This window comes from Nocardia sp. NPDC051981 (genome assembly GCF_040680715.1).
In the GTDB taxonomy this organism is placed as follows: domain Bacteria; phylum Actinomycetota; class Actinomycetes; order Mycobacteriales; family Mycobacteriaceae; genus Nocardia.
The window spans coordinates 1-15983 of the sequence record NZ_JBFAXK010000016.1; the positions used below are offsets into that span (position 1 = coordinate 1).

Annotated in this window: 16 protein-coding genes and 1 pseudogene; 10 read left to right on the top strand and 7 right to left on the bottom strand. The window is 67.7% G+C overall.

The window, feature by feature from the left end; genetic code table 11:
• A partial coding sequence (locus AB0L60_RS25440; RefSeq protein WP_364618196.1) for a DDE-type integrase/transposase/recombinase occupies positions 1-603 on the top strand: 603 nt, incomplete at its 5' end.
• A 384-nt stretch (positions 604-987) separates the two neighbouring features.
• Here AB0L60_RS25440 and AB0L60_RS25445 read toward each other — a convergent pair.
• Together AB0L60_RS25445 and AB0L60_RS25450 are read right to left on the bottom strand one after the other, a co-directional pair.
• Positions 988-1362, bottom strand: a complete 375-nt coding sequence (locus AB0L60_RS25445) for a hypothetical protein (RefSeq protein WP_364618199.1) — start codon at positions 1360-1362, stop codon at positions 988-990.
• A 133-nt stretch (positions 1363-1495) separates the two neighbouring features.
• A complete protein-coding gene (locus AB0L60_RS25450) occupies positions 1496-1735 on the bottom strand; it encodes a GvpL/GvpF family gas vesicle protein (protein ID WP_364618202.1) in 240 nt (79 codons plus the stop codon).
• Positions 1736-2037: 302 nt separating this feature from the next.
• On the opposite strand from AB0L60_RS25450, the gene AB0L60_RS25455 reads away from it, so the two are divergent.
• A complete protein-coding gene (locus AB0L60_RS25455; RefSeq protein WP_364618205.1) occupies positions 2038-2211 on the top strand; it encodes a CsbD family protein in 174 nt (57 codons plus the stop codon).
• A gap of 444 nt (positions 2212-2655) precedes the next feature.
• On the opposite strand, the gene AB0L60_RS25460 is transcribed toward AB0L60_RS25455, so the two are convergent.
• Positions 2656-4173 (bottom strand): FAD-dependent oxidoreductase, encoded by a 1518-nt coding sequence (locus AB0L60_RS25460; protein WP_364618207.1) that lies wholly within the window; start codon positions 4171-4173, stop codon positions 2656-2658.
• A gap of 101 nt (positions 4174-4274) precedes the next feature.
• Between AB0L60_RS25460 and AB0L60_RS25465 the strand changes: the two genes are divergently transcribed.
• Positions 4275-5255 (top strand): SDR family oxidoreductase, encoded by a 981-nt coding sequence (locus AB0L60_RS25465; RefSeq protein WP_364618209.1) that lies wholly within the window; start codon positions 4275-4277, stop codon positions 5253-5255.
• Here AB0L60_RS25465 and AB0L60_RS25470 read toward each other — a convergent pair.
• Both AB0L60_RS25470 and AB0L60_RS25475 read right to left on the bottom strand, forming a co-directional pair.
• Positions 5229-6338 (bottom strand): enolase C-terminal domain-like protein, encoded by a 1110-nt coding sequence (locus AB0L60_RS25470; protein ID WP_364618212.1) that lies wholly within the window; start codon positions 6336-6338, stop codon positions 5229-5231. The two genes, AB0L60_RS25465 and AB0L60_RS25470, sit on opposite strands and share 27 nt — an antisense overlap.
• Positions 6335-9229, bottom strand: a complete 2895-nt coding sequence (locus AB0L60_RS25475) for an FAD-binding and (Fe-S)-binding domain-containing protein (RefSeq protein ID WP_364618215.1) — start codon at positions 9227-9229, stop codon at positions 6335-6337. The genes AB0L60_RS25470 and AB0L60_RS25475 overlap by 4 nt, the downstream gene beginning before the upstream one ends.
• A 155-nt stretch (positions 9230-9384) precedes the next feature.
• Here AB0L60_RS25475 and AB0L60_RS25480 point away from each other — a divergent pair, with 155 nt between their 5' ends.
• Entirely contained in the window at positions 9385-11178 is a 1794-nt protein-coding gene (locus tag AB0L60_RS25480) for a thiamine pyrophosphate-requiring protein (protein ID WP_364618218.1), read from the top strand.
• A 31-nt stretch (positions 11179-11209) separates the two neighbouring features.
• Here the strand turns inward: AB0L60_RS25480 and AB0L60_RS25485 are convergent, their stop codons facing one another.
• Positions 11210-11533, bottom strand: coding sequence for a hypothetical protein (locus tag AB0L60_RS25485; RefSeq protein WP_364618221.1), 324 nt, complete (start codon positions 11531-11533; stop codon positions 11210-11212).
• A 147-nt stretch (positions 11534-11680) separates the two neighbouring features.
• Between AB0L60_RS25485 and AB0L60_RS25490 the strand changes: the two genes are divergently transcribed.
• The 5 genes and pseudogenes from AB0L60_RS25490 to AB0L60_RS25510 all read left to right on the top strand — a co-directional run.
• Complete coding sequence (locus AB0L60_RS25490) at positions 11681-11926, top strand: CsbD family protein (protein WP_364618224.1); 246 nt, start codon at positions 11681-11683, stop codon at positions 11924-11926.
• 127 nt (positions 11927-12053) lie between these two features.
• Positions 12054-12224: a hypothetical protein gene (locus AB0L60_RS25495; RefSeq protein WP_364618226.1), complete on the top strand. Its 171-nt coding sequence runs from the start codon at positions 12054-12056 to the stop codon at positions 12222-12224.
• Between the two features lie 394 nt (positions 12225-12618).
• Positions 12619-12783 (top strand): hypothetical protein, encoded by a 165-nt coding sequence (locus AB0L60_RS25500; RefSeq protein ID WP_364618229.1) that lies wholly within the window; start codon positions 12619-12621, stop codon positions 12781-12783.
• Between the two features lie 61 nt (positions 12784-12844).
• The gene (locus AB0L60_RS25505) at positions 12845-13411 is read left to right on the top strand and encodes a type 1 glutamine amidotransferase domain-containing protein (protein ID WP_364618232.1); all 567 of its coding nucleotides are present in this window, start codon (positions 12845-12847) and stop codon (positions 13409-13411) included.
• 61 nt (positions 13412-13472) lie between these two features.
• Positions 13473-14088, top strand: a pseudogene (locus tag AB0L60_RS25510) (hypothetical protein); the annotation flags it as partial.
• Between the two features lie 150 nt (positions 14089-14238).
• On the opposite strand, the gene AB0L60_RS25515 reads toward AB0L60_RS25510, so the two are convergent.
• On the bottom strand, positions 14239-15225 hold the full coding sequence (locus AB0L60_RS25515) for a TIGR03557 family F420-dependent LLM class oxidoreductase (protein ID WP_364618235.1): 987 nt from the start codon (positions 15223-15225) through the stop codon (positions 14239-14241).
• 290 nt (positions 15226-15515) lie between these two features.
• Between AB0L60_RS25515 and AB0L60_RS25520 the strand changes: the two genes are divergently transcribed.
• Positions 15516-15737, top strand: coding sequence for a hypothetical protein (locus tag AB0L60_RS25520; RefSeq protein WP_364618238.1), 222 nt, complete (start codon positions 15516-15518; stop codon positions 15735-15737).
• Positions 15738-15983 lie beyond the last annotated feature (246 nt).

Below are 15983 nucleotides of genomic sequence, written 5' to 3' on the forward strand. Positions count from 1 at the left end.
GATCCGGGTGCGGCTCGCGCGGCGGATCTGGTGGATCGACAGTTCCGGGTGCCGGCACCGAACCTGCTGGTCGTGGCCGACTTCACCTATGTGCGGCTGGCGACGGGCGCGTTCGTGTACACGGCGTTCGTCATCGATGCGTACGCGGGCCGGATCCTGGGCTGGGAATGCTCGACCAGCAAACTGACCGCGTTCGTGGAATCGGCGATCCGGCAAGCCGCCGCGCTGCGGAACCGTGAAGGGCATCCGCTGACTGATGTGATCCATCATTCGGATGCGGGGAGTCAGTATACATCGGTGAAATTCGGTGAGACACTGATGCTTTCAGGACTCAAACCGTCGATAGGGTCGGTTGGCGATGCCTTCGACAATGCCCTCGCCGAGACCACGATCGGGCTCTACAAGACCGAAGCGGTCCGTGATGATTCCCCGTTCCGGCGAGGCCCGTTGCACCGGCTCGCTGATGTCGAGCAACTCACCCATGAGTGGGTCAGCTGGTTCAACGAGTCCCGGCTGATGCACCGGCTCGGCCGCAAACCACCGGTCGAGTACGAAGCCGACTACTATGCCGCTCTGACCGAACAACCGGTCGGAGACAGATAACCGGGTGCGCATGAAACCCGGGGGGATTCAGTGGATCGAACGGGCCGTAACGGCCTCGTCATCGGTTGGCCACGATCGGGCGGCGACGGGTTGAGTTGGGCGAGTTGTTGGTATGCGCTGAGATGTCGGCGCAGTGCATGACCCCGACGGCTGGGCCGATACGAGGGTCTCGCTCCGCGTGCTCTACCGGGACGTTGGGGCGGGGCCCTTGTCCATGTTGTGTGGTCAGTGCGGGATGCGTTCGTGGAGCGTGAGCAGGATGTGGTCGAACGCCGACACCGTGGCGGGTTGGGCCGGTGGCACGGCGGGCAACTCACGGAGTAGCTGCTCGGCCAGGGGCGCGGAGCTTGGTATTGGTTTCCTGGGAGCGCCACACCAGCAGCTTCATCTCCGAGCTGGGCGCGTATTCCAGTGGCCGGCGCCCGCGCTTTCGCTGCCTGCCGGGACGCTTCGGGCCACCAGAGGCCGGCCGCGTTCCTGCGCGCGCTCACCGAAACCATCATGCTCACAGCCGATTTCACAATCGATGTGGTGACCGATGTGCGGGTGGCGCTGGACGAGGTGGCTACCACGTTGATCGCGGCAGCCGCTCCGGCCGCCTGGATCGGGTGCGACTTCCTCTTCGACGAGCACCGGATACAGGTTCCGTGCGGCGGCGGTGACCAGCAGCGATGCCGGGCTGATAGAGCACAGGTTCGGCTGGCGCTTCGTGGAGAAACTGACCGACTCGATCGCGGTGAGCAGTGCGAACTTCGACACGGTCCAGTGCGGATACCCGGTCGTCGTCGAGTTCGTCCGGTGTCGCGGAGACACGGGCCGGGAGTAGCCCAGGAACAAGGGCATACACAGGCATCGGGAACCGACGGGCCGAACCCGCCCGCATTCGTGCTGATCATGATTCGTCCGGTTCGACGGCGAGGAACGGTATGACCGGCATCGCGCCGACCGGGTCGTCCACCAGATTCGAGAAGGCCTGAAGGTCTTGGGCCCGGTCCAGCGGCTGGTCGATCGGGACCTCGCTGACCGGCGCGGCGATCGAGCCGTGCCGCACGCTCCGGATCGGGGCCGGGTGCCGGCCGATGCCCTGCACCTCCAAGTGGGCATCCGCGGGGACGATCCCGTAGATCAGCATGCAGTATTCGGATCCCGGGTAGTGCGAAGGCACGGCAGGAGGGGTCTTATTCGGAACCGAAGGTCTGGACGTCGTCATGCGAGGCGACGCCTGGCCGGATCAGCGTTCGCTGAACGCGTGGCGGGAGGTCGTCACGGATCGAGGCCGGTTCCTGACACCCGATGGGCTCGCGCGGCGAAAGATACCGCTGTATGGCGTGAGCCGGACTGCGGAGACGTTTCGTGTGCGGGAGTGCGGGTAGGCGAGGAGCGGGTCACGTCGGTGGCCCCCTCGAATACGGCACCCATGGGAAGGAAACGATCATGAGCGCAACCGACAAGGCGAAGAACAAAGCCGACCAGCTCGCCGGTAAGGCCAAAGAGAAGTTCGGCCAGGCGACCGGTGATAAGCAGCGCGAGAATCAGGGCAAGGCCGACCAGGGCAAGTCCAACCTGAAGGACGCGGGCGAGAAGGTCAAGGACGCCTTCAAGAATTGATGCGCGGGCGCCGCCGCACCGACGATGGCCCGAGCGCCGTGCAGACATCGTCGTCCGACAGCCACGGTCACAGTCGCGGAACTGCTTGCCCGGCACCGGATCTGGCGACGCCACCCACGCCGTCCCGGCCCGCCCGCGGACCGCCACGGTCCGGTATCCCCGGTCCCGCGCTGACCGGGCCGTGGCATTCGGGTCGCGCGGTTCTCCACCGCGCGGCCCTCCCTCAGGGCTGGGCGTTGGGGTCAGTTGGATGCGCTGGAACGGGTCAGCGCGGAATCGAGTGAGGAGACCGGCAGCCGCGCGATCAGGCGGTGCCGGCGCGATCGGTCCGCCCGACCCGGTGGACGCGTCGGGCGGACCCGGTCGCGGCTGTCAGTCTGGGCGCCGATTCCGGTACCGTCGCGAATGGCCCAGCGCTTCAAGGTATTTCGATCCGCTCAAGGATTAACGCGGGTTCGGCCCGGCGCTGGGTGGCGCCAGCGGGGACAGATGGTGAGTGGCGGGTCCCTCGAGGCGGGTGCCGTCGGCGGCGAAGCGGGAGCCGTGCAGCGGGCAATCCCAGGACTTCTCGGCCGGATTCCAGCGCAGGATGCCGCCCAGGTGCGGGCAGATTGCGGAGACGGTCGTGGTCGTGCCGTCGACGGTGCAGGTGGCGGCCGGGCGGGCGAAGCGGCGCTCGACGCGGCCGGTGCCTTCCTGGGGCCGGACGGGGTCGGTGCCGGTGCGGGTCAGGTGCCACCAGCCCGCGCACAATTGCAGTGCGACGCCGGCATTCGTCCGGGCGGCGGCCGGAAATGATCGCAGTTCGTCGGGCCGCCAGGTGGCGAAGGCATGTGCCCAGTCCGGTGGTTTGCCGGTGATATGTCCCCGCAGGACTTGGGCTGCGGCGACGGCGTTGGTAAATCCCCATTTCGCGTAACCGGTGGCGAGCAGGATGCCGTCGTGGCCAGGGAGCAGCGGACCGGCGTAGGGGAGTTCGCCGATCGGCAGGTAATCCTGTGCGGACCAACTGGTCAGGGGTGTAGCCGACGGGTACCAGCGCTCGGTCCACTCGTGTAGGTCGGCGATCTGATCGTCGGTGTGGTCCTCGCGCCCGACCACGTGACTGTTGCCTCCGACCAGCAGTACGTCGCCCTCGGGGTCGGGCACGGTGCGGACGGATCTGGTGGGTGCGCCGGCGGTGATGTACATGTCGGAGGACAGTGGCTGCGGCAGCCGGTACGCAGTGAGGTAGGACCGCAATGGCACCAGGCGGGTGAAGAATCCTCCGCGGTCCAGGATCGGCGTCCCGGTGGCGAGGATGACGGTGCCTGCGTGGACCGGGCCGTGCTCGGTGTCGATGAGGTAGTCGCCGGTGGCGGCGGTGCTCACCCCGTACACGAGACTGGATTCGTGGATGGGTACTGCATGCGATTCCACGTCGGCGGCGAGCGCGGCCAGCAACGACATCGGATTGAGCTGCGCCTGTGCCGCGAGCCGCACGCCGCCCAGGATCGGAAACGGCGCGTCGATCCGCTCGGTGAACTCGACCGGCATCCCCGCCTCCCGCAGTGCGCCGAATTCTCGTCGGGCGAGCGGCAGCTCGCGCTCGGATCGGGCGTAGGTGTAGGCGTCGCCGGCCTGGTAGGCGACAGCGTGTCCGCCGCAGTACTCCAGCAGCCACCGCTGCCCCTCGAGGTTGGCGTCGAGATAGGTGCGCAGCATGGCCGCACTGTGCCGGTGCCTGATGCGTTGGGCCCGGATTCCCTGCAGCAGACTGACTTTGGCATTACTGGCCCCGGTGGTGCCGTCGCCGATGCGCCGTCCTTCCAGGACCGCGACCTCGACGCCGTTCTCGGCCAGCAGCAGCGCCGTGACCAGGCCGGTGAGGCCGGCCCCGATGACCACCACGTCGAAACGCACTCCCGGTGTCACTCGCAAACGCGCAGGGGTCGGGTTCTCGATCTTCCAGACTGGTGTCATGGTGTCGCTATAGCCCGCCGGTCGGAGGCGAAACGCCGGGGCCCGGGGTTTCGAATCGTGGCGGTGCGGTTGACGAGGGGATGCGGTGGTATCCGGCGGGCATGAAGCCGAACACCGGACATGAGTCGAAGGTCGTCGTTGTCACCGGAGCGAGTGCGGGGATCGGACGGGCCGCCGCCCGCAGGTTCGGGGCGGAGGGGGCGTCGGTCGCGCTGCTGGCGCGCGGGCGAGCGGGTCTCGAGGCCGCCGCCGCGGATGTGTGCGCCGCGGGCGGCCGGGCACTGGCGATTCCGGTCGACGTCGCCCAGTACACCGCGGTGGATGCCGCCGCGTCCCGGATCGAGGAGGAGCTGGGACCCATTGACGTGTGGGTGAACTCGGCGTTCACATCGGTGTTCGCGCCGTTCGGCGAGATCGATCCGCTGGAGTTCCGGCGGGTCACCGAGGTGACCTATCTCGGGTCGGTGCACGGGACGCGGGCGGCGCTGGCGCGGATGCGGCCGCGGGATCGGGGTGCGATCGTGCAGGTCGGATCGGCGCTGGGGGAGCGGTCGATTCCGCTGCAGTCCGCCTACTGCGGAGCCAAGCACGCGGTGAACGGCTTCGTGGAAGCCGTGCGGGTGGAACTGCTGCACGACCACAGCAATGTGCACATCACCATCGTGCAGGCGCCGGCGGTGAACACTCCGCAGTTCTCGTGGGTGCTGTCGCGGCTGCCGCGCGCACCACAGCCCGTGCCGCCGATCTATCAGCCCGAGGTGGTGGCGCGCGCGATCGCCTTCGCGGCCGGACATCCACGGCACAAGCAGTATTGGGTGGGTGCGAGCACCGTCGGCACCGTACTCGCGCAACGGCTGGCCCCGGCGCTGCTTGATCGGTACCTCGCCCGTACCGGCTTCGACAGCCAGCAGACCGACGCGCCCGCGCCGGGGCGGGCCGACAATCTCTGGCAACCGCTGGACGAGGCCGACGGCCACGACTACGGCGCGCACGGCGAATTCGACGGCCGGGCGCACCGGCGCAGCCCGCAGTCGTGGCTCACCCGGCGGGTGATGTCACTCGGTGGATTCAGCCGGGGTTGAAATCTGATACGGCGCAGCGGATTCCGAGATGCGCATACCGTGCCCGTACGGCTCGGCGTCCTGCCCGCGCGGCGCGATCCTGCCGTCCACGACCCGCGGTGCCCCGGTCACCAGGAGCGGTTCCAGCCGGGCGTGATCGACGAACCACTCGATGTGCCGCAGCCTCGGTACCGCCGCGGCGATGCCCGCATGCAAGGCTGGAGCGCAGTGCGCCGAGACGTCGCGGTGATTGGCCGCGGCCACGGCGGCGCCGCGCAGGAATCCGGTGTAGCCGCCGCAGCGGGTCACGTCGAGTTGCAGGCAGTCGACGACATCGATCAGGCGTGCGGCGTCGTATTCGCTGTAGATGTATTCCCCCGCCGCGACGTCGCAGCGGACGGCGTCGCGGACCGTGCGCAGCCCGGCGAGGTCGTCGCTGGTGACGGGTTCCTCGAACCAGACGACGCCGAGCCGATCGAGTTCCGCGCCGACCCGGCAGGCCGCACCGGGTGTGTACGCACCATTGGCATCGACCATGATGGCGGTCCTGTCGCCGAGGAGCTTGTGCACCAGGGTGATTCGTTCGACATCACGTTCGGCGTCGACCCCGATCTTGATCTTCACGGCGGTGCAGCCCGCGGTCTCCCAGCCGAGGACCTGCTCGGTGAGCCTGTCATCGGTGAGATTGACGAAGCCGCCCGACCCGTAGACCGCGGTGGCCCGGCGTACGGAGCCGAACAGCGACTCCAGGGGCACCCGCATCATGCGGGCCTTGAGATCCCAGAGGGCGATGTCCACCGCACTGAGCGCATGCCCCACGACTCCCGGCGTGCCGAAGTTGCGGCAGGCGCGCCGTAGCCGCAGCCAGGTGTCGGTGACGTCGTCGGGAGAGGTCTCGTGTAGCAACGACGCGAGGTGATCGGCGACGATCGTCGCGGCCGCGGGGGAGCTGTAGGTCCAGCCCAGACCGCGTTCGTGTCCGGCGTGAATCGACACGACGACCGCGGTGGTCGCGTCCCAGGCCAGTGTCCCGTCGGCCTCGGTCTGCGGAGTGGGGAATCGATAGGTCTCGACGGTGATGTCGTCGATGAGCGGGGTACTCACAGGGATTCGCCTCGAATCGCGGCAGCGAGCAACTCGGCCGCATGGTGGGGGCGCGCCTCGGGAAGGAGGTGGCGGATCTGGGTACGGCAGCTGAACCCATCCGCCACGATAGCGGTTTCCGGTGAACACGCCCGCAATGCGGGCAGCAGCGCGTCCTCCGCGCAGGCGACGGAGACCTCGTAGTGCCCCCGCTCGAAGCCGAAATTACCTGCGAGACCGCAGCATCCGGCGTCAAGGACCTCGACCTCGGCACCGGTGGCGGCGAGCAGTTCCCGATCCCGGTCGAAGTGCAGGATGGCGTGCTGATGGCAATGCGGTTGCACGATGGCGGATCCGCCGGCCAGTGGCGGCACCCATTCGGGGGCCCGGTCGGCGAGCAACTCGGCCAGCGTGTGGGTCTGCCCGGCCAGGCGGTGGGCATCCTCGTCGCCGTGGAGTAGTTCCGGGAGGTCCGAACGGAATACCGCGGCGCAGCTGGGCTCCAGCACGACGACCGGAATCCCCTCGCGCAGAACGGGTTCCAGGATGCGCAGGGTGCGCTTCAGCACCCGGCGGGCGGTGGGTAGCTGGCCGGTGGATATCCAGGTCAGCCCGCAGCACACGGTCCGGTCCGGAATCTCGACCCGGAATCCGGCGGCGGTGAGCACGTCGACGGCGGCGTGCGCGATGCCGGGCTCGAAATTGTTGGTGAACGTATCCGGCCACAGCAGCACTCGACCCTGTCGTGCGGTGACGAGATCGCGCCCACTGGTGAAGGTTTCGGTGAAGCGGGCACGGGCGAATACAGGGAACTCACGCCGCGGATCCACGCCGCCCGCACGCGCGATCATGCGGTGTATCCCCGGCGTGTGCGTCACGGCATTGACGACCGGCGCGGCGGCGGTGGCCAGCCGGGCCCACAGGGGAATCCAGCCCATCGAGTAGTGGGCCATCGGTCGAAGGCGGCGGTGGTAGTGATGGGACAGGAACTCCGCCTTGTAGGTCGCCATGTCCACATCGACCGGGCAGTCGCTGCGACAGCCCTTGCAGGCCAGGCACAGGTCGAGGGCGTCACGCACCTCGGTCGAACGCCAGCCGTCGGTGATGACATCGCCCTCGAGCATTTCGAACAGCAGGCGGGCCCGGCCGCGGGTCGAATGTTCCTCCTCACGGGTCGCGCGGTAGCTGGGGCACATCACGCCGCCGCTCTCGCCTCGGCATCTACCCACGCCGACACAGCGATTGGCGGCATGGCTGAAGCGGAAGCCGTCCTCGGGGAAGGAGAAGTGCGTCGCGGGTTCCCACGGCCGATAGGCCGCGCCCTGGCGCAGATCCGCGTCCAGGTGGCGGGGGTGGACGATCTTGCCCGGATTCATCCGGTTGCGCGGATCGAACAGGTGCTTCAGCTCTCCGAAGGCATCGATCATCCTGTCGCCGAACATGATTCGGAGCAGTTCGGCGCGGGACTGTCCGTCGCCGTGCTCGCCGGACAGCGACCCTCCATAGCTCGTCACCAGATGCGCGCTGTTCGTGACGAATTCGCGGTAGTGGGCGATGCCTGCTGCGGTGCGCAGATCGAAGGGTATACGGGTGTGCACGCAGCCCTGCCCGAAATGGCCGTAGAGCGAGCTGGATTCGTAGCCGAACCGCTTCAGCAGCTGCTCGAAGTCACGTAGATAGTCGCCGAGCCGGTCGGGCGGCACGGCGGCATCCTCCCAGCCCTCGTGGGTTTCGCGGCCGCCGGGCGGATACGCGGTGGCACCCAGCCCGGCTTCCCGCGCCGACCACAGCTCGGCCTCGCGCTCCGGATCGTCCACCAGGGTGGTGTTGGCGCCGGTGTGGCGCTGGACTTTATGCATCATGTCCCGGGCGGCGGCGTCGGCCGCGTCCTGGGTCTCGCCGTCGAATTGCGCCATCAGCCAGGCGTTCCCGTCCGGCAGCTGCTCGATCGCGTGCGCGGCGAGATGGCGGCTGTGTTCGAGCTGGACGAGCCGCCCGTCCAGCCCCTCCAACGCGGCGGGGTGGTGCCGCAGCACTGCGGGCACCGCGTCGGCGGCGGTGAACACATCGGGGAAGCCCAGCACCACGAGCGCCTTCGCGGCGGGGACCGGGACGAGGTCGAGCTCGGCCCGCAGCACGGTCACCAGGGTGCTCTCACTGCCGACCAGCAGTTTGGCCGCGTCGGAACCATGCTCGGGAAGCAGCGAATCGAGGTTGTAGCCCGATACCCGGCGCGGGATGTCGGGATATGAGCTGCGGATATCGTCGGCGTAGCGCTCGGCGAGGCCGTGCAACGCCTCGCGCAGCGGGTCGGTGAGGCCCTCCAGTCCGGGACCGACCCACATGCGTGTGCCGTCGTAGGTCAGCACCTCGAGCCTGCGGACCGAATCCACCATCTTCCCGTATGCCTGGGCGGTGGAACCGCACGAGTTGTTGCCGATCATGCCGCCGATGGTGCAGCTGACGTGTGTCGAGGGTTTGGGCCCGACCATGAGGTCGTAGGGACGGAGTTCGTCGTTGAGCGCGTCCAGGGCGATACCCGGCTCGACCACCACGGTCCGCGCCTCCGCATCGAGGCCGACCATGCGGTGGCAGTACTTGGTCCAGTCCAGAACGACCGCGGCATTGCAGCATTGGCCCGCCAGACTGGTGCCTCCGCCCCGGGACAGGACGGGCATATCGCGCTCACGACACACCGCTATCGTGGCCTGGGCATCCTCGGGCGTCCGGGGGACCACCACGCCGAGCGGTAGTGCCCGGTAGTTGGAGGCGTCGGTGGAATACGCCGCCCGCGATCCCGGGTCGAAGCGCACCTCCCCGGCGACCGTACGCGTCAGGTCGTCGGCCACGGCGTCCAGGGGAAAACGGGCGCGTTGCCCGCGGCGTAGCTGGTGATCGGATCCTGCCGTCATCGGCGCGCCTCCACTCAGGTGCTCACATGAGGTTTTCGGCTCTCCTGTCGCGCGGATACCCGCTACGCCGGGGTAATCACCTGCCGATTGGGGTGCGGGCGCAGGGGTACTCGGGCGCTGTTCGCAGTGATCCGGCAACAGGGACAGGAGGCGTCATGACTCGGCAAGTGAGTGATCATGTCGTGGAGCGGCTACGGGAATGGGGAGTCGAGCAGGTCTTCGGATATCCCGGCGACGGAATCAACGGGCTCATCGGGGCATTCGGCCGCGCCGACGGAAAACCCGCGTTCATTCAGGCCCGCCACGAGGAGATGGCAGCCTTCGAAGCGACCGGGTACGCGAAATTCAGCGGCAATGTGGGGGTGTGTACCGCGACCTCCGGTCCGGGTGCGATCCACCTGCTGAATGGGCTGTACGACGCCAAACTGGACCACGTGCCCGTGGTGGCGATCGTCGGCCAGACCGCGCGCAGCGCCATGGGAGGCAGCTACCAGCAGGAAGTGGATCTGCAGAGCCTGTTCAAGGACGTGGCCTCGGATTATCTGGTCGAGGTCAACGTGTCGAGCCAGCTGCCCAACGCGCTGGACCGCGCTTTCCGCACCGCACGCACCCGGCGGGCGCCGACCACGGTCATCATCCCGTCCGACCTGCAGGAAGAGAAGTACGAAGCGCCCGAGCACGAATTCAAGCAGGTACCATCCAGCTCGCCCGGCACCATGTCGGCGCCGAGGGTGGTTCCACCCCGCTCCGACATCGAGCGTGCGGCCGAAATCCTCAATGCCGGAACCAGAGTCGCGATCCTGGCCGGACAGGGCGCGCGCGGCTGCACCGCAGAACTGACCCGCATCGCGGAGCTGACCGGCGCCGGTGTGGCGAAGGCGCTGCTGGGCAAGGACGTGCTCTCCGACGAGCTGCCATTCGTGACCGGCGCGATCGGCCTGCTGGGCACCCGGCCCAGCTACGAGCTGATGCGCGACTGCGACACTCTGCTCATCGTGGGCTCGAATTTCCCCTATGCACAATTCCTTCCGGACTTCGGGCAGGCCCGCGCCGTTCAGATCGACATCGACGGCACCATGATCGGCATGCGTTATCCGACGGAGGTCAACCTGGTCGGCGATGCCAAAGCCACACTGGCGGAAATGATTCCGATGCTCGCGCCGAATCCCGACCGAGCCTGGACGATCGACATCCAGGAGAGTGTCGCCCGCTGGTGGCAGACAATCGAGCACCAGTCCATGCTCGATGCCGAGCCGGTCAACCCGATGCGGGTGGCCTGGGAGCTGTCGCAGCGCCTGCCCGAGAACGCCATCGTCACCTCCGATTCGGGCTCGGCGGCGAACTGGTACGCGCGCTGCCTGCGCTTCAGCGGCCGCATGCGTGGGTCGCTGTCGGGCACGCTGGCGACCATGGGGCCGGGCGTGCCGTACGCGATCGGCGCCAAGTTCGCCCGCCCGGACCGCCCGGTCATCGCCCTGGTCGGCGACGGGGCGATGCAGATGAACGGCCTCGCCGAACTGCTGACCGTCGAGCGGTATCAGGATCGGTGGGAGGACCCGCGACTGATCGTGTGCGTGCTCCACAACAACGACCTGAACCAGGTCACCTGGGAACTGCGAGCCATGGGCGGCGAACCGAAATTCGAAGAGTCGCAGACGCTTCCGGACATCTCCTACGCCGACGTCGCGCGCTGCATGGGGTTGTCCTCCATCGCGGTCGACCGTCCCGACGCGGTCGGGCCCGCCTGGGAGTCCGCGCTGTCCGCCGATCGGCCGATGCTCCTCGACTTCCACACGGACCCGGAGGTGCCGCCCATTCCGCCGCACGCGACCTGGGAGCAGCTGAAGGACACCGCGGAGGCGATCCTGCGCGGCGATCCCGGCGGCTGGCACCTCATCGTCCAAGGTGCGAAGACCAAGGCCCAGGAGATGCGCCCGGCCCGCCACTGATCGGCTCGCCACCGAGGGAAACGCTGCCACGCTACTTCTTCGGCACGAGAATGCCGGTCAGGTCCGCGTCCCGGATCGGGGTATCCGGGTTGCGCTGGGCCCGGCACATGAGTGTGATGGCACCGATGGATGCGTCGACGGTGTTCGGATCCGCCGTCGGCGTCACCTTCGTGTCCTTCTCCAGGTATTTGCGGACAGTGATGCGCTGCTTGCTCTGATCCTGCGCCATGAAATCGCTGCACGGGGTGTCGCCGCCCTTGTTGACGGCCTCTTTCGCCTGCTCGCAGGCTCCGAGGAGGGGAACGAGCAGGACGGCGGCCGCCAGGATCGTGGTGCGGAGTGCGTATCGGGACATCGAAGACACTTCCTTGGTTCGGTCACCCCTGCTCATCGATTGCCCGGTGTCCTGGACTCGAAACATATGGCCGACAGCCCGTTTCGGTCCGGAAGCCTCGGGTAGGTCTCCGGTGTCCCTGCAATCCGATATACGGAGGTATATCCCATGTCAGAGCACGAGAAGAGCGGAGCCCGGGAAGGCGTCGAAGGCGCGGTCGAGGGCGTCAAGGGCGCGGCCAAGGAGGCTGCGGGCAAGGTCTTCGGTGACGAGGGGCTGCGTGAGGAGGGCCGCGCTCAGCAGGACAAGGCCCAGGCCCAGCGCGACGCCGCCAAGCGGGAGGCTCAGGCCGAGAAGGATCGAGCCGAGGCCCAGGCCCAAGAAGCGCGTCAGCGAGCGCAGCAGAATCGTTGACGCGTTGTGGCCGATCCCTATGACGAGGACGTGATCGATCTGCTGGTGGCACAGCACGCCCAGATCAATGCCCTGCTACAGCAGGTCCACCTGACCGTGGGTCCGGCAGCAGGCCTTCGGTGATCGCGTGCGGCCACTGACGGTGCACGAGTGCGCCGAGGCCCTCGCGCCCACCCGTCCCCACCCGGAGGTGGGTGTCTCCCTGGCTGCGAATCTGCTGGTCGGCCCGCCCCTGGCGGTGTTCGACCGGATCCGTGATGCCGTTCGCGAATGGCGTCGGCAGACCAGCACCGCCTAGCGCCGCGTCTTGCGGTACCCATATCGAAATTCCCTGGCCTGCAACGAGAAGGCCAGGGAATTTCGGGCTGTGTGAGTGAATCGCCAGTAGTGGGAACGTCCGCCGATCCGACGCCGGCGACGCACTGAGACCATCGGCGACCTGCCTTCAATCCCCGCAGGCCAGTGGCGAGTTCGGAGGAACACGACCTGACACCGGATGCTGGTTGATGCCGGCCGTATGGGGTACCCGCTGGATATCCAGACCAGATGGTCTGGCAGTGCACTACTTCCGGCGGCAGTCGCGGTCCGTATACGGCGCACCGACAACGGCGGCGGTACCTCAACGGCGAGGTGGGCGAGCGAATCGCGACAGCTGGGCGGAGAGTCGGCGCATCTCTGAGAAGGGATCTGTCATGACGTATCGGCACATCGCAGTCACCGATGCCGTTGCACGGCAATCGTTGTCACGGCTCGAGTTCGCGCACGCGATCCTGCGCGCCGCCGTCGGCCAGGAACGAATCCGCGCGGTCGTCACCCCTCCGCGGGGCGGCCGGACGAATGCTCGACAGATTGCATGAGGTGGCGACTGCCCGGCTCGAAGGAAGTCGGGCGAGACGATGAGACGAGAGGAGAACTCCGGTGTCAGCAGAACTCGAAGGCATCCGCGTCCTGATCATTACCTCCAATTCGGGGGTGGAGCGCGACGAGCTAGCGGTACCCAGGGATCGACTGCGTGCCCGCGGCGCGCACGTGACCCACGCCGCGGTGGAAGCGATCGACGTGCACACCTACCGTCATGATCTCATTCCGTCCGAAACCCTGCGGCCGGACGCCGCTCTCGCCGATGTGGACCCCGGTGCGTTCGACGTATTGGTCATCCCGGGTGGCACGGTCAATGCCGACAAGCTCCGAACCGACTTCGGGGCAAGGGAACTGGTCCGATCCGTAGTCGCGGCCGGCCGTCCGATTGCCGCGATATGTCATGGTCCCTGGCTGTTGGTCGAGGCCGCGGTGATCGCGGATAGGACGGTGACGTCGTATCCGTCGTTGCGCACCGATCTGATCAATGCCGGCGCGGCCTGGGTCGATGCGCCGGTCGTCCGCAGCGATGGCGACGGCTGGACGCTCATCACCTCACGCAGTCCCGACGATCTACCCGATTTCGTCGATGCCATCGCCGCGGAGTTGAGCGTCCGGACGTCCTGACAGCAGTCCGCCCGTGCCGGCCGGGAATTCGCAGGCGGCCGCCGCGGCCGGGGCGCTGCCGCTGCTCGATTCGGCTGTCCGGTTCACCGCGGAACGGCTTCTCGCAGACGGGCCGGCCCTGTGCCCGCCTATACGCTGCGCGGTGAGCCGGTGCCGCCGAGTCGGCCGTCGACCTGCCCGGCTATCCGGGTGGTCAGGCGGTGGTCGGCAACCGGGTGCGAGATCAGTTCCAGCTCGACATCTTCGGTGAAGCGCTGCTGCTGCCGATCATCCGGGTTGCGTTACCGCGCGGCGATCCACGCGATCGGGCCACAGTGGTCGCGATCGCGCGCGAATTGTCCAGTGACTTCTACGTGTATCGCTATCGGGACGGGCACAGTCCACTCGGCGGCAACGAGGGCGCGTTTCCTCTGTGCGGTTTCGCGATGGCGATCGCGACGGCCGACCTGGATCATCCCGTCGTCGCGGCGCGCAATTTCGAACGCAACCGTGCTGCCTGTGGCACACCGGGCTTGTTCGCCGAGGAATTCGACGTCACCCAGCGCCAGCTGCGCGGCAATCTGCCTCAGGCCTTCGTGCACGGTCTACTGCTGGAAGCATCCAATCACCTGGCCCTGCAACAGGAATGGGCCGAACTCGAGCGCGGAGGCCACGCGCGGGGACAGGATCGACCGTGACCGCCTGACCGACCGCGATGGCAGTGAACGGCGGAAACCGGACAACCTGATCGACCACGCCGACCTGCCCGCCGCAGCGTGCGGACATAACCACACTGCTGTGTGTTCCCCGGCGACACTCGATCGCGGCGGTGTTTTCATCGGGCGCGGTCACCCGTCGGCAGCGCGGAGTTTGGTCAGGAGCGGTTGCGCGGCCTCGGCGAGGAACCGGTCCTGCTGTTCGTCACCCACCTGTACAAGCGCGATATCGGTGAATCCCGCCTGCTGGAAGGGCCGTACCGCGTCGAGGACGGCGTCCAAGTCGGGCCCGCACGCGATCGTGTCTGCGATGTCGTGAGGGCGCACGAACTGCGTCGCGGCCGCGAAGCCCGCCGGGGTCGGCAGGTTCGCGTTCACATCCCACCCGCCCGCCGACCACCGGAATTGCTCATGAGCGCGCGCAATTGCCTTGTCGCGGTCGACATCCCAGCTGATCGGCAGCTGTCCGGTCACCCGCGAGGTGGCCGGGCCGGAGTCGTTGACGTGCGCGCGATGCCAGGCTTCGACGAGTGCGGGCTCGGGGCTGGTGCTGATCATCTCGTCGGCCAGTGGTGCGAATCGCTGCACGGAGCGGGGGCCCGACACCGCCACCGCGATCGGGACCGGCTGCTGGGGCAGGTCCCAGATCTTGGCGGCGTCGACGCGATACCAGTGGCCGTGCCGATCGACCGTGGCTCCGGTGTGCAGGTCGCGAATGATGCCGATGGCTTCGGCGAGGCGGTCCTGCCGTTCCTCGAGCCCAGGCCAGCCCGCACCGATGACATGCTCGTTGAGGCTTTCACCGCTGCCGAGGCCGAGGGTGAATCGTCCCTCGGCCAGGATTTGCAGAGTCGCTGCCTGTTGGGCGACGACCGCCGGGTGATACCGCATGGTCGGACAGGTCACATAGGTCATGAACGGGATCCGCGAGGTTGCCTGGGCGACGGCGCCGAGTGTGGTCCATGCGTGCGGCGCGTGGCCCTGTTCCTCGAGCCATGGTGAGTAGTGGTCGCTGCTGACCAGGAAGTCGAATCCGGCCGCTTCGGCGGCGACGGCGTAGCGGACGAGCTCGCGCGGGCCGCTCTGCTCGGTCATCAGTGTGTATCCGAATCGGGTCACGGTCACTCCTTGTCGCTCGGCTGGATATCGGGGGGCTACCCGCTGATGGGTCGTCTATCCGCGCGGCGGCAAGGCCGAGCGCAGCGCCGGCGGGATCGGACGGCGGCGATTGACCATCCACGTCGCGGGTATGGCAGCGACAACCCAGTTCCTCGGCTCGGAGGTGAGCAGTCATGGTCGACCAACCGAAGGATTCTGTCGCGCGGCGAGCGGCTCGACCGCGTCCGGTTCGCACCGCGCAGTTTCCCGATCATGCTCGAATCGGTCGCTCCCATGCGGGCGAGTCCATAGTGGATTCATGGAATTGGCCGGGGCTCATTGTTGTCGGTATCGGCATTGTCTGTGCGGCCCTCGCGTTGGTCGCGGCCGGTTACGGGTTCGCCGGGCGGGCAATTGTGGCCGGGGTGATCGGCGGTGTCTGCCTGCTCGTGGGTGTGCTGCTGGTGCTGGCCGAGCATCGGCGGGTCAAACGCATGGAAGGTCTCGAGCTGACCGATCCCGAAGGACGTTGAGTAGCGGGTAATCGCACGGGTGTCCGCGCTGTCGGTACCGCTGCCGCGGCGGTCACCCACTGGGGAATGCCACCTGGGCGCGGAGTCGGGGGTGCGTTGGCGTATCAGGATCCATCACGTCGGTTCTTGTTCTGCGCGTAGGGTGTTGCGGCTGGGTCGGTGGGCTCGCCGCGCAATTTGCGGCGCAGCACGACCACCGCAACCAGGACAGGGATCGCGAGTAGTACTAGTAGCTCCATACCGGCC

Coding starts and splice junctions, on each gene's coding strand:
- AB0L60_RS25455 (WP_364618205.1), top strand. CDS start 2,038: ATGAGCGCAACCGACAAGGCGAAGAACAAAGCCGACCAGCTCGCCGGT.
- AB0L60_RS25490 (WP_364618224.1), top strand. CDS start 11,681: ATGTCAGAGCACGAGAAGAGCGGAGCCCGGGAAGGCGTCGAAGGCGCG.
- AB0L60_RS25450 (WP_364618202.1), bottom strand. CDS start 1,735: ATGCTGATCTACGGGATCGTCCCCGCGGATGCCCACTTGGAGGTGCAG.
- AB0L60_RS25475 (WP_364618215.1), bottom strand. CDS start 9,229: ATGACGGCAGGATCCGATCACCAGCTACGCCGCGGGCAACGCGCCCGT.
- AB0L60_RS25500 (WP_364618229.1), top strand. CDS start 12,619: ATGACGTATCGGCACATCGCAGTCACCGATGCCGTTGCACGGCAATCG.
- AB0L60_RS25465 (WP_364618209.1), top strand. CDS start 4,275: ATGAAGCCGAACACCGGACATGAGTCGAAGGTCGTCGTTGTCACCGGA.
- AB0L60_RS25480 (WP_364618218.1), top strand. CDS start 9,385: ATGACTCGGCAAGTGAGTGATCATGTCGTGGAGCGGCTACGGGAATGG.
- AB0L60_RS25460 (WP_364618207.1), bottom strand. CDS start 4,173: ATGACACCAGTCTGGAAGATCGAGAACCCGACCCCTGCGCGTTTGCGA.
- AB0L60_RS25485 (WP_364618221.1), bottom strand. CDS start 11,533: ATGTCCCGATACGCACTCCGCACCACGATCCTGGCGGCCGCCGTCCTG.